Here is a 10,469-nt window from a genome sequence, read left to right on the forward strand (position 1 = left end):
GGCTTTTTTATTGGCTAGTTCGGTGTGGTCACAATACGGTTTTCAGGAAACCAGGCTTCGAAGGTGCTGCCTTGGCCAACCACACTGTGTATCTCCAGATGGCCCTGGTGCCGAGTCAACGCGTGTTTGACAATGGCCAGCCCCAAACCTGTGCCGCCGGTTTCGCGTGAGCGCCCTTGATCGACTCTGTAGAAACGTTCCGATAAACGGGGGATGTGGATGGCGGGGATGCCAATGCCGGTATCCTGAACGCACAGCGCACCCTGATGGCCATCGCTGCGCCAAAATATGCGTATCTTCCCGCCTGCGGGCGTGTAGTTGACGGCGTTGTTGATCAGATTGCCGAAAATGCTGTGTAAAGCACTCTTGGAACCATGGATCTGAATATTGTTCGGGATTTCAACGGCGATGTCGTGCTCACCCGCAGAAATGGCTGCTGCTGAAATGATCAGGTCATCCACCAGGGGGGCGAGTGTGACATCGCTCTCATCAACCAGAATGGTACGGGTTTCAAGGGATGATAATGTCAGCAGATCCTGGACGAGACGCCCCATCTGCTGAGCTTGGGCCATTGCCAGGTCTAGGAAGCGCTGTCGCTTTTCGGCTGAAATTGTTTCGTGATGGGTCTGCAGCGTTTCAATAAAGCCGCTGATGACGGTGAGTGGTGTTTTGAGCTCATGAGAGACATTCGCGACAAAGTCACGGCGAACATTCTCAAGCTTTTCGAGTTGAGTCAGGTCTCGTAGGGCCAGGAGCAGGCGATCCTCGCCGTAGCTAATCAGATTGACCATGAAGCAGGTCTGGTCCCGACGGTTCGGGTGGTACATCAGGGGTTCAGAATAATGGCCGCTAAGTAGATAGGCAGCAAATTCCGGTTCGCGAATCAAATGCTCAATGGGTGTTCCAATGTCATGGCCAGGCTTCAGCTTGAGCATGTCGATTGCCAGGGCATTCATCCACAGAATGCGCCGGTGGGTATCCATGAACACTACGCCATCTGGTAAGGCTTCCAGGGCACTCTGAAACTGATCCAGTGCCTTTTCGAGCAGGTCTTTTTCGTGGCGTCGTGTTTTGACGCGGCGGTTCATCCGCGACACAAACTCGCCCCAGACGCCATCGGCATCAGGCACTGGATCATCCAGCGGGCCAGAGATCCAGGTCAACATCCGGTTCAGATATCGACGATGAACATACAGGCGGTATGCCAGAACGAGGGAAACAACAAGGAGCAGGCCTTCGAGAAATGTCATGTCATCGATGCAGCGGACGACATGGTGCTAGGCCGTCCGGTTTAGTCTGTTTGAGGCGAGAAACGATAGCCACTGCCCCGAACAGTCTGAATCAGGCTGTCGTGACCGCTAGCTTCCAGGAGAGATCTTAACCTACGAATGTGCACGTCAACGGTACGTTCTTCCACAAACACATGATCCCCCCAGACTTTGTCTAGGAGCTGGGAGCGGCTATGTACCCGCTCCGGATGCGTCATAAAGAAATGCAGCAGACGAAATTCCGTTGGTCCAATGACGAGACTCTGATCATTGGCGTATACCCGGTGCGTGACGGGATCCAGTACCAGGCCATCGACGGAGACTTTGTCTTCCGTGAGTTGGGGTTTGCGACGACGGAGGACGGCTTTGATTCGTGCGATCAATTCACGAGGTGAAAAGGGTTTCACCATGTAGTCATCAGCACCAACTTCCAGCCCAGTTACACGGTCTTGTTCGTCCGTTCTTGCCGTCAGCATGATGATCGGTACGTCTTTTGTGCGCTCCATGTCCCGCAAGCGCGTTGCGAACTGAGGCCCTGATTTTCCCGGTAGCATCCAGTCGAGAAGAATGAGATCCGGTAGGCTGACGGTAATCAGTTTTTCGGCTTCTTCGGCAGAGGCAGCCTCGATAACCCGGTGACCCGAGGTTTCGAGGTTGATCGAGAGTAGCTCGCGAATAGACGGGTCGTCTTCAACGACAAGAATGGTTGCAGCCATATCGGATAGGCGGTTAGACGCCTGTCTGGCTCTTATCGGTCAGTTGACTGCGTACCTGGTCAACACTGATGTGGCGAACATTCACGCCTTCTGAAATATAGATGACATTCTCGGCAACAGCGCGGGCATGGTCAGCAACACGCTCGATAGCTTTTGCCATGCTCATGATTTCTAACGATAGGGAGATGGTGCGCGGATCTTCCATCATGAAGGTAATCAGCTGACGGGTAATGCTGCGGTACTCGGCATCTACCATGTCATCAGCCTGTAGCACATCGGTAGCAGCCAGCGTATCCGAGCGGGCGAATGCATCCAGCGATTTGCGGAGCATATCCAGCGCATCTTCAGCCAGATGGCGCAGCTCTACCGAAGGGGTAAACAGTGTATGTTTTTCGTGGAGCGCCCGTGCAGTCCGTGCAATCTTGACCGCTTTGTTCCCGGCTTTTTCTAGTTCCAGTGCAGTTTTCTGAACGCCAATCACGATACGCAGATCAATCGCCGTCGGCTGTCGCTTTGCGATTAACTGGTTGCAGACCAGATCTAGCTGGACTTCAGCCTCATCAAGACGCGCATCGCCTTGCTCTACCATGGACAAGAGATTTTGGTCCGCTTCGTAAAGCCCCTGCATCGCTTGGCGCATCTGTTGTTCAACAATGCCGCCCATAAGGAGGACTCGTGACTTCAGATCGTCGAGTTCGATGTCAAATTGCTTGAGGGTATGTTCTGCCATGGTGAAAAACTCCCGCGCCTATAGGTATTAACGAGATTAGTATTTCACAGAAATGTGACAGTGATATTTCAATTTGGCCGTCGGCAGAGGCTCGCTGATCACTCACCGATTACGCCAAATTCTACAGATGTTTTTGTATAGAACAACTTGATGTCGGTGCTCTTGATGAGCTCGAAGAGCTTAGTGGCTTCTTGCTCGGTAACCACCATCACGACCATGACGGGTTGTTCTGATTGTTCAAAAAAACGCGTGGCATGAATCTGGCGGTCGCGTCCGAAACTTTCGTCGGCGTGAATCACCGTTGCGCCGCGGATGCCCATGATCTGGGCTTTTTCCAGCAGCCATTCCGCGATGGGTTGATCCTGGTATTTACGGTTCTGCAATGTGTAGAAATTAATCTGATAACCGTTCATGGCAACCTCTTAGGTGTGTCTGGCCAGCTGCATGGTCCACAGACCGGCAATGGTGGCGATAAGGGAGCAGCTCACGTGGACTGCCACGGAGGCTGAAGCCCAGGCGAAGCGGCCTTCTTGCAACAGCGTCACGACTTCCGCTGAAAAAGTCGAAAATGTCGTCAGGCCGCCGCAGAAGCCCGTGATAACGAATAAACGCCACTCCGGCGCGATGTTGCTGGCACTGGCAAAATAAGCGACGGCTAGCCCAATCATGTAGCCGCCCACGATGTTAGCGACCAGCGTGCCTGGTGGCAGCGTTGGAAAAAGTGCGTTGAGCTTCAGGCCAAGCTGCCAGCGCAGAAGGGCGCCTAGACCAGCGCCAACAGAAATGGCGAGAACGGCATTCAGCATGCTTTTGATCGTTTTGAGTGGGAAAAGTGCGCGCAGTACATTTTAAGATCATAAAGCATGATGACGCTTATATAAACTCCGCTGTTTGACCTGAGGTTGAAAGTACAGGATCATGCGCCTTGCGCATTTCAAGTTGTGTTGTTTTACTGGTGCGGCAAAGCCTGATGCTTTTGTCACCGTTCCTACTGTGCCCACTTGATTCTGATGGCGCTTGAACGTAACAGGAGTAGAGATTGGCTAAAGAAGAACTGATTGAAATGAGTGGTGTGGTCCAGGAAGTGCTGCCGGACTCACGTTTTCTCGTCGAGCTGGAAAACGGCCACTCAATAGTGGCTTATACCGCCGGCAAAATGCGCAAGCACCATATCCGTATTCTGGCGGGTGATAAGGTGACACTGGAGCTGTCGCCGTATGACCTGACCAAAGGCCGTATTACCTTCCGTCATATCGAAGGCCGGGGCCCCGCTCCTTCAGGCGGCAACCGCCGCTGATTGGACCCCGTCTTATGGCTGCTCCGGATGCATTGACCGAGCTGGTGCTGGAGACGGGGCCGAACCCCGTTTTCAGTGTGATCTGGATGCATGGTCTCGGGGCGGATGGGAGCGATTTTCAACCGATCGTTCCTTATCTAGGCCTGGATCCAGCAGTTTCTGTCCGCTTTATTTTTCCGAATGCACCGCAGATCCCCGTTACCTGCAACGGGGGCTTCATCATGCCGGCATGGTACGACATCATCTCGCTGTCGCCAGATAGCCGTGAAATCGACGAGGCCGGGCTGCTGGCTTCACGCGAACGGATTCGTGGATTGATTGCGCAAGAGTCGGCTCGTGGCATACCGGCTGGCCGCATTATTCTGGCGGGATTTTCCCAGGGAGGTGCCGTCGCCTATCTGAGTGGGCTGACGCATGACGAACCTCTGGCGGGTATTGTGGCGTTGTCTACCTACATGCCCAGCCCGCAGCAGGTCGAAGATGGTGCCACCACTGGCGGGCGTGCGACGCCATTATTGATTGCCCATGGCACCCATGATGATGTGGTGTCGCTCAAACTGGGTGAGATGGCACGCGATGTCGTGAACCGCTTGGGCTCTAAATATGATTGGCAAACATACCCGATGGGGCATGAAGTTTGCCTGCCTGAAATTCAGGCGATCGGTGCCTGGATCCGTTGTCGGATGGCCGGCGTACTGGCCTGAATCTTCATGCCATTTGGTTTGGCTCATATGCCATAAAGGTGGTTGACCCGTGTTGTGATCGCGATAGACTTTGCAGAACGTTTTCTGTTGGAGTGATTGCGATGAAGCATACGATAAAGCGGTTTGTTGCCCTAGGCATGTCAACGGCAGTGTTATCGATCACCGGCGCAGCCTATGCTGCAGCGCCGGTGCCTTACTTTTCGTCCAATTGTGCCAATTGCCATGGCACCGATGGGAAGTCGGTGACACCGATCATGCCCAAACTGGCGGGACAGGATCGCGAGTTTATTCTGGAAACACTGCGCGCCTACAAGGCGGGCACCCGATCCGGCACCATCATGCCTCAGTTATCAAAAGGCTATACGGACGAGGAGTTCGTACAGCTCGCTGATTATTTTTCCAGTGTGAAGTGAGGACCCGATCATGAGCCGATTCAATGAAAATCGTCGTCGCCTCCTGCAGGGACTGGGCGCTTCTTCTACACTCGTATTACCGGGTATGGCCCAGGCCGCCAAAGCCAGTAAACCACCTCGTGGCCGGGTCGTGATTGTCGGGGCGGGTTTTGCCGGTGCCACTGCCGCCAAGTATCTGCGGAAGTGGAGTGATAAGGGGGTGGATGTCACGCTCATCGAACGTCAGTCGGCATTTATTTCCTGCCCGACCTCGAACGAGGTGCTGGGGGGTAACCGGGAGTATCAGACGCTCGTTCATAGCTATGATGGTCTGCGCAAGCGCTGGGGCGTTAAGCTCGTTCGCGCGAGTGTGACCTCAGTGGATACCCTACAGAAACGGGTGCACACAGATACCGGTGCTAGCTATGGGTATGATCGACTGATCGTGGCGCCGGGCATTGATTTCATGTTCGATCAGATCGAAGGCTACGATGCGGCTGCCCAGAAAACCGTGTTGCATGCTTGGAAGGCGGGGCCGCAAACGCTCGCCTTGCGTCAGCAATTAGAGGTGATGCCGAACGGCGGCACGTTCGTGCTCTCGATTCCGAAAGCGCCTTACCGCTGCCCTCCGGGACCCTACGAACGGGTTTGCCAGGTCGCCTGGTATTTCAAGCAGCATAAACCTGGCGCAAAAATTGTCGTGCTTGATGCCAACGATGGCATTGTTTCCAAGGGTAAGCTCTTTCAGGGCGCCTGGAACACCGAGTACGCTGGCATGGTGGACTATCGACCCAACTGGAACGTCACGGGTCTGGATGCAGCCACGAAAACCGTGACCAGCGAAGTGGGTGATACGGTAACGGGGGATGTTCTCAATGTGATTCCGCCGATGCGGGCGGGGGATATTGCGCGGCAGATCGGTCTCGTGAATATGAATGACCGTTGGGCCGGTGTGAATTGGGTGACCTTCGAGTCGACGGCTGTACCGAATGTTCATGTATTAGGCGATGCCGTCTTTGCCGCCCCCCAGATGCCTAAATCGGGCCATATGGCCAACCAGCATGGCAAGGCGGTCGCTGCCGCGTTGATTGAGATTTTTTCTGGTCGGGAGCCGAAACCCATGATTATGGCCAACACCTGCTATTCCATGCTCGATAACAAGCACGGTGTTCATGTGGCATCGGTGCACCGCTATAACCCGGAGAAACAGGCACCGTTGATTGTGGAAGGTACCGGTGGTGTCTCGAGTGGCCCATCCGTCGAAGAGGGCCGTTATGCCCACGGCTGGGCGGTTCAGATCTGGGCGGATACCTTAAGCTGACCCAAGCACAGTCTGGTATCTAGGCTTTTGTGCCGAAGGCCGGATACCAGACGCCTCCGTAGCTTAGGCTTTTGGCGTGTCGGATGGCATTAGTCACAGCCATGGCCGTGACTTCCCCGGCAGCGGTTGCCAGCTGCATCAGGTCAACGGCAGTCGGGTTTTTGCCTGTGGCCAGTGTAAATAGCGTATCGCCATCCATCGGGGTATGCACGGGGCGGATGGTTCTTGCCAGCCCGTCGTGGCCGACTTGTGCCAATCGCTGTGCCTGTGCCTTGTCTAACTTGGCATCCGTCATGATGACGCCAATGGTGGTGTTGCTCCCTGTCTGTAATCCGCTGGACGATAAGCCGTTCAGCTCGGCGTCGATGGCGTTGATGCAGGTGAGTGAATCAGCATCGCGTCGTGCCCCCGCCAAAATTTCACCCGTGTTTGGGTTAATGATGTCACCAATGGCATTACAGGTCACGATGGCGCTGATGGTCATGCCACTCACCTTAAGTGCTGCCCAGCCAATCCCACCACGCATAGCGCAGGCTGGCCCGTTGAGCTTGCCAACCGTGGCACCCGTGCCCGCACCGATGTTACCCTGATCAAGCCCTCTCGCTGGATCGGTCATGGCATTCACGCAGGCTTGATAGCCCGCGGCAGCATCCGGATAAATGCCAGACCCATGCGCACAGCCAGGTTGGTTGAAATCATCGACCCAGAGATCAAAGACTACGGCGGCCGGCACAATCGGGACACGGACTGGTCCGACACGGAGGCCGTAATCATGCTCGTGTAGCCATTGCATCACGCCGCTGGCCGCGTCCAGGCCAAAAGCGCTGCCACCGCTCAGCACGATCGCATGGACTTCCTGCACCGTGTTGGCCGGAGCCAAGAGATCCGTCTCGCGGGTCCCCGGCGCAGCACCGACGACTGCCACGCCGCCAGTGGCCCCTTCTGGGCAAAGTATCACCGTACAGCCTGTTGGACGCCGTGTATCCGTAAAGTGGCCGATGTGAATGCCACTCAAATCACTCAGACAGGCCGGCTTCATAGGTTTCTCGTGTGCTTTTGCTCGGATTTGTCACGCGCTGGGAATAAATCCCTTGTCGTCCTGATGCTTGCGTTCAAATTTCAGGAAGCCGTAGTAGCCGCACTTTTTGCCGTTGGGAAACTCCCGGCATACCGCTGGGCGGCCTTCGTAGATCGTACAGCGACGCGCTTCCGGGTCGAGGAACATGCAGGATGTTTTATAAATATGATCTTTACGATGCTTGAGAATACGTTCGTTGACGCATTCGTCCGGATCATCAGATTGAAATACATACTGGCGCGTATAGCGTAAGCGAGCGGCTTCAACCGTAATGTCAAAGTGTTTCGCCAGGCGAACAATGTCTTTCTCTGTCACGACGATACGCGGATAGGTGCAGCAGTAACCCGGGCACTTGCTGCAGTCATAGTTCACTTTTTGATTTCCCATGCCGTGATTGTATAGCGATTGCTGTGTCTTCGACATGCACTCATATAATAGGCAAATTATCAGGAGATTTCATGGCAACCCCCATCGCAGCGCAGGCCCTGCAACTCGCAAAGTCGGCAGGTATTGATCAACCGACGGCTGAACAAATCGACGCCGCAACCCGAGTGTTGGCCAAAGCCTCACTGGTCGTGTTGCTGGGGCCGGCCAGAACCGTGTTGCGCGGTAACGCATCAGATGAACGCGAGTTCGCCGATCAGCAGGATTATGAATTTTTTCGCCAGATGCTGGATAAAACAGCCATCAATGAATTCTTTCAACATGACTCCTGGGGTCCGCATCGCGTCTTGATGGATGCCTACGCTCTGGAAGATGGTCGTCGTGTGCCGGCCTTCCGGGTGCTCTGGAATGAGCGGCAGCGCTTCCTGGCCGATCATGACAACCTAGATGCTTTCAAAGACGTCGTCGAGCCGATGATCAGTTCGGTGGCCATGCTGCTGGGCGTGGATTGGGCTAACTGGACGCTGGATGACGGTCGATGAGCTTTACCGCGCTCTATGCAGCGCTCAAACACACCCATGTGACCCTGGTGGTGATTAGCCTGGTGCTGTTTGTCTGGCGGGGTTATCTGGCTGTTCATGGGCGGTATCGAACAACACAACTCAGGAATCTGCTGATTCATGGCGTCGATACGCTGCTGTTGTTATGCGGGGTCTCGCTCGCCGTTCTTCTGGCAATGAATCCGCTGCATACCCCTTGGCTGCTCGCGAAAATAGTGGCGTTGATCGTTTATGTTCTGGTGGCGGCAATAGCAGTACGCCGGGGTAAAACCATGCGCCAGCGAAAAATCGCCTGGTATCTGGCATTGGCGATCTTTATGTATATGGTGAGTGTGGCGATCACCAAGAGCCCCTTGCCGTTTATGGCGCTATGACCGTCAATACGTTACTGTGGCGACTCTTTGCGCTGCTCTCCGTGTTGCTTGGTGTGATTGGCGTGGTGGTGCCCGGACTACCCACGGTCCCCTTCATGATTTTGGCGGCGTGGGCCGCCAGCAAAGGGTGGCCCCAGCTTGAGCGGTGGCTCGTGAACCACCATCGCTATGGGCCCCATATCAGCCGCTGGCGGGAAAATGGTGCCATACCGCATCGTGCGAAGGTCTACGCGACCGCGATGATGGTATTGAGTGTCGTGATTCTGATCGTTTCGGAAGTGCCTACGTGGGGAGTACTCACCGTGGTGACCGTGATGGGGCTAACGTTGGTCTGGATGTGGCGGCGTCCTGAATAAACTGGAATCGGTGCTCAATGATTTAGCACGGTGAGATTCACAAATTGGCCTGCGTGCCAGATATCGGTGACTCGGCGCGTAATATTAAAAGCCTCTTCATCGGTAACTGGCATTTCGATAATCGCCCAGTTGTTGGGGCCATCTTTCGAAACAATCTCGACGCTCGATACGGGGCCGAGCTTTTCCATGCCTTCACGCACGCCGTCAGAGGTCGCCTCCTTGGGGAGGCCTGTCATTAATAGTTTCATGGCAGTTTATTTAGAGAGCTGGCGTCCGAGGGCGGCACCGCTACCGCCACCGACACCCGCGCCAACAACGGCCCCTGTGCTGCCGCCCATGCTGTTGCCCACAGCAGCGCCCGCGCCGCCGCCGACTGCGCCCCCGACAACCGCACCTGTTTTGCCCTTACCTTTGGTGGTGACGGCCGCCCCCGTGGCGCCGCCGACTGCACCACCGACAACGGCACCGGTGCTGCCACCAATGGCATTGCCCAGTGCGGCACCGCCAGCGCCTCCTAAAGCGCCACCCAGACCGCTCTTGAGATTGCTGTCAGCCAAAGCCGAGCCAGCGGCAACTGCCAAGGTGATGATCAGAAGAGAGATGCGTTTCATAAGATTCTCCAGTAAGCGTGAGATATTTACAGCTTTCATTGTAGACTTTTTGAACGACAATGTTCAGAGACAAAAAAAGCCGTCCGATGAGTTACATCGGACGGCTTTTTGCAACTTTAAGCTCTCAGCATGTATCAGGACGAGTCGAATTTTAACTAATCCACTCTTGATATCTGATGCCAGAACCAATCAGATCGGCAACATTATTTTGATTCTCAAAACTTTCCGAGAAGTTAACCAAAACATCTGCTCTTGTAAGGTTGCCGTCTAGTTGGTTTGTCCAGTAAATGTAACCAGCTTCATCGGCGTCACGATCTAATACGTTGTTATAGAGAAGGTTCACGAACTCCTCATCGCTGACATTAGCGCCATAACGCTGCTCAAACTCATTGCTTACCATGAACGAATTGGCAACGCTATTTATGGGTACTCCGGTTTCAAGTTGGGCAATCCAATAGCCTAGGCCGGAATCATCAGACTCTCGGTCAAAAGCCGCTTTATAAAGACGATAAGCCTCACCAGCAACACCATTCGAATCAAAAGCCAGTGACGAGCGTGTCAGAATTTTTGTGTAAACGGTGTTTCATTTAATTCACAACGAGTCTATCGCCGAACTCAATAGTAAACCGAGTCAATGCCGCTTTCCAATCTTTGATGGGCATCGTCCATTTCTTACTG

General features: G+C 54.4%; 17 protein-coding genes and 1 pseudogene. 7 read left to right on the top strand and 11 right to left on the bottom strand.

Features of this window, described 5'->3' with window-relative positions:
- Positions 1-14 precede the first annotated feature (14 nt).
- From phoR to crcB, 5 genes are all read right to left on the bottom strand, one after another.
- Positions 15-1,250 (bottom strand): phosphate regulon sensor histidine kinase PhoR, encoded by a 1,236-nt coding sequence (gene phoR / locus AC3GOJ_RS08990; RefSeq protein ID WP_488237127.1) that lies wholly within the window; start codon positions 1,248-1,250, stop codon positions 15-17.
- Positions 1,251-1,291: 41 nt separating this feature from the next.
- Complete coding sequence (gene phoB / locus AC3GOJ_RS08995; RefSeq protein WP_488237128.1) at positions 1,292-1,984, bottom strand: phosphate regulon transcriptional regulator PhoB; 693 nt, start codon at positions 1,982-1,984, stop codon at positions 1,292-1,294.
- Positions 1,985-1,997: 13 nt separating this feature from the next.
- The gene (gene phoU / locus AC3GOJ_RS09000; protein WP_488237129.1) at positions 1,998-2,714 is read right to left on the bottom strand and encodes a phosphate signaling complex protein PhoU; all 717 of its coding nucleotides are present in this window, start codon (positions 2,712-2,714) and stop codon (positions 1,998-2,000) included.
- Positions 2,715-2,812: 98 nt separating this feature from the next.
- The gene (locus AC3GOJ_RS09005) at positions 2,813-3,127 is read right to left on the bottom strand and encodes a DUF190 domain-containing protein (RefSeq protein ID WP_488237130.1); all 315 of its coding nucleotides are present in this window, start codon (positions 3,125-3,127) and stop codon (positions 2,813-2,815) included.
- Between the two features lie 9 nt (positions 3,128-3,136).
- On the bottom strand, positions 3,137-3,520 hold the full coding sequence (crcB, locus tag AC3GOJ_RS09010; protein WP_488237131.1) for a fluoride efflux transporter CrcB: 384 nt from the start codon (positions 3,518-3,520) through the stop codon (positions 3,137-3,139).
- A 233-nt stretch (positions 3,521-3,753) separates the two neighbouring features.
- Here crcB and infA point away from each other — a divergent pair, with 233 nt between their 5' ends.
- The 4 genes from infA (at position 3,754) to AC3GOJ_RS09030 (ending at position 6,428) form a co-directional block, all read left to right on the top strand.
- Positions 3,754-4,011 carry a translation initiation factor IF-1 gene (gene infA / locus AC3GOJ_RS09015; RefSeq protein ID WP_488237132.1) on the top strand — a complete coding sequence of 86 codons (258 nt, stop codon included), beginning with the start codon at positions 3,754-3,756 and terminating at the stop codon, positions 4,009-4,011.
- A gap of 14 nt (positions 4,012-4,025) precedes the next feature.
- Positions 4,026-4,715: an alpha/beta hydrolase gene (locus AC3GOJ_RS09020; RefSeq protein ID WP_488237133.1), complete on the top strand. Its 690-nt coding sequence runs from the start codon at positions 4,026-4,028 to the stop codon at positions 4,713-4,715.
- 101 nt (positions 4,716-4,816) lie between these two features.
- Complete coding sequence (locus tag AC3GOJ_RS09025; RefSeq protein ID WP_488237134.1) at positions 4,817-5,128, top strand: c-type cytochrome; 312 nt, start codon at positions 4,817-4,819, stop codon at positions 5,126-5,128.
- A 10-nt stretch (positions 5,129-5,138) separates the two neighbouring features.
- Positions 5,139-6,428, top strand: a complete 1,290-nt coding sequence (locus AC3GOJ_RS09030) for an FAD-dependent oxidoreductase (RefSeq protein WP_488237135.1) — start codon at positions 5,139-5,141, stop codon at positions 6,426-6,428.
- Positions 6,429-6,447: 19 nt separating this feature from the next.
- On the opposite strand, the gene AC3GOJ_RS09035 is transcribed toward AC3GOJ_RS09030, so the two are convergent.
- Both AC3GOJ_RS09035 and AC3GOJ_RS09040 read right to left on the bottom strand, forming a co-directional pair.
- Positions 6,448-7,467 carry a P1 family peptidase gene (locus AC3GOJ_RS09035; RefSeq protein WP_488237136.1) on the bottom strand — a complete coding sequence of 340 codons (1,020 nt, stop codon included), beginning with the start codon at positions 7,465-7,467 and terminating at the stop codon, positions 6,448-6,450.
- Between the two features lie 30 nt (positions 7,468-7,497).
- The gene (locus AC3GOJ_RS09040; protein WP_488237137.1) at positions 7,498-7,893 is read right to left on the bottom strand and encodes a YkgJ family cysteine cluster protein; all 396 of its coding nucleotides are present in this window, start codon (positions 7,891-7,893) and stop codon (positions 7,498-7,500) included.
- Positions 7,894-7,964: 71 nt separating this feature from the next.
- Between AC3GOJ_RS09040 and AC3GOJ_RS09045 the strand changes: the two genes are divergently transcribed.
- From AC3GOJ_RS09045 to AC3GOJ_RS09055, 3 genes are read left to right on the top strand one after another with little or no spacing between them, the layout of a single operon-like run.
- Positions 7,965-8,432, top strand: a complete 468-nt coding sequence (locus AC3GOJ_RS09045; protein ID WP_488237138.1) for a hypothetical protein — start codon at positions 7,965-7,967, stop codon at positions 8,430-8,432.
- A complete protein-coding gene (locus AC3GOJ_RS09050; RefSeq protein WP_488237139.1) occupies positions 8,429-8,824 on the top strand; it encodes a SirB2 family protein in 396 nt (131 codons plus the stop codon). Before AC3GOJ_RS09045 ends, AC3GOJ_RS09050 begins: the two co-directional genes overlap by 4 nt.
- Positions 8,821-9,180 (top strand): YbaN family protein, encoded by a 360-nt coding sequence (locus AC3GOJ_RS09055; RefSeq protein ID WP_488237140.1) that lies wholly within the window; start codon positions 8,821-8,823, stop codon positions 9,178-9,180. Before AC3GOJ_RS09050 ends, AC3GOJ_RS09055 begins: the two co-directional genes overlap by 4 nt.
- A 14-nt stretch (positions 9,181-9,194) precedes the next feature.
- Here AC3GOJ_RS09055 and AC3GOJ_RS09060 read toward each other — a convergent pair whose 3' ends face one another.
- From AC3GOJ_RS09060 to AC3GOJ_RS09075, 4 genes and pseudogenes are all read right to left on the bottom strand, one after another.
- Positions 9,195-9,428, bottom strand: coding sequence for an RNA-binding protein (locus tag AC3GOJ_RS09060; protein ID WP_488237141.1), 234 nt, complete (start codon positions 9,426-9,428; stop codon positions 9,195-9,197).
- 6 nt (positions 9,429-9,434) lie between these two features.
- Entirely contained in the window at positions 9,435-9,791 is a 357-nt protein-coding gene (locus AC3GOJ_RS09065) for a hypothetical protein (protein WP_488237142.1), read from the bottom strand.
- Between the two features lie 151 nt (positions 9,792-9,942).
- Positions 9,943-10,191 carry a DUF4214 domain-containing protein gene (locus AC3GOJ_RS09070; RefSeq protein WP_488237143.1) on the bottom strand — a complete coding sequence of 83 codons (249 nt, stop codon included), beginning with the start codon at positions 10,189-10,191 and terminating at the stop codon, positions 9,943-9,945.
- Between the two features lie 39 nt (positions 10,192-10,230).
- A pseudogene (locus AC3GOJ_RS09075) lies at positions 10,231-10,356 on the bottom strand (hypothetical protein); the annotation flags it as partial.
- Positions 10,357-10,469: the final 113 nt, after the last annotated feature.

The sequence above is a fragment of the Fluviibacter sp. genome (assembly GCF_057744235.1).

What these genes read in the sequence shown, in the direction of transcription:
- phoR (WP_488237127.1), bottom strand. Translation starts at nt 1,250, where the DNA reads ATGACATTTCTCGAAGGCCTGCTCCTTGTTGTTTCCCTCGTTCTGGCA.
- phoB (WP_488237128.1), bottom strand. Translation starts at nt 1,984, where the DNA reads ATGGCTGCAACCATTCTTGTCGTTGAAGACGACCCGTCTATTCGCGAG.
- phoU (WP_488237129.1), bottom strand. Translation starts at nt 2,714, where the DNA reads ATGGCAGAACATACCCTCAAGCAATTTGACATCGAACTCGACGATCTG.
- AC3GOJ_RS09005 (WP_488237130.1), bottom strand. Translation starts at nt 3,127, where the DNA reads ATGAACGGTTATCAGATTAATTTCTACACATTGCAGAACCGTAAATAC.
- crcB (WP_488237131.1), bottom strand. Translation starts at nt 3,520, where the DNA reads ATGCTGAATGCCGTTCTCGCCATTTCTGTTGGCGCTGGTCTAGGCGCC.
- AC3GOJ_RS09020 (WP_488237133.1), top strand. Translation starts at nt 4,026, where the DNA reads ATGGCTGCTCCGGATGCATTGACCGAGCTGGTGCTGGAGACGGGGCCG.
- AC3GOJ_RS09025 (WP_488237134.1), top strand. Translation starts at nt 4,817, where the DNA reads ATGAAGCATACGATAAAGCGGTTTGTTGCCCTAGGCATGTCAACGGCA.
- AC3GOJ_RS09030 (WP_488237135.1), top strand. Translation starts at nt 5,139, where the DNA reads ATGAGCCGATTCAATGAAAATCGTCGTCGCCTCCTGCAGGGACTGGGC.
- AC3GOJ_RS09035 (WP_488237136.1), bottom strand. Translation starts at nt 7,467, where the DNA reads ATGAAGCCGGCCTGTCTGAGTGATTTGAGTGGCATTCACATCGGCCAC.
- AC3GOJ_RS09040 (WP_488237137.1), bottom strand. Translation starts at nt 7,893, where the DNA reads ATGGGAAATCAAAAAGTGAACTATGACTGCAGCAAGTGCCCGGGTTAC.
- AC3GOJ_RS09045 (WP_488237138.1), top strand. Translation starts at nt 7,965, where the DNA reads ATGGCAACCCCCATCGCAGCGCAGGCCCTGCAACTCGCAAAGTCGGCA.
- AC3GOJ_RS09050 (WP_488237139.1), top strand. Translation starts at nt 8,429, where the DNA reads ATGAGCTTTACCGCGCTCTATGCAGCGCTCAAACACACCCATGTGACC.
- AC3GOJ_RS09055 (WP_488237140.1), top strand. Translation starts at nt 8,821, where the DNA reads ATGACCGTCAATACGTTACTGTGGCGACTCTTTGCGCTGCTCTCCGTG.
- AC3GOJ_RS09060 (WP_488237141.1), bottom strand. Translation starts at nt 9,428, where the DNA reads ATGAAACTATTAATGACAGGCCTCCCCAAGGAGGCGACCTCTGACGGC.
- AC3GOJ_RS09065 (WP_488237142.1), bottom strand. Translation starts at nt 9,791, where the DNA reads ATGAAACGCATCTCTCTTCTGATCATCACCTTGGCAGTTGCCGCTGGC.
- AC3GOJ_RS09070 (WP_488237143.1), bottom strand. Translation starts at nt 10,191, where the DNA reads ATGGTAAGCAATGAGTTTGAGCAGCGTTATGGCGCTAATGTCAGCGAT.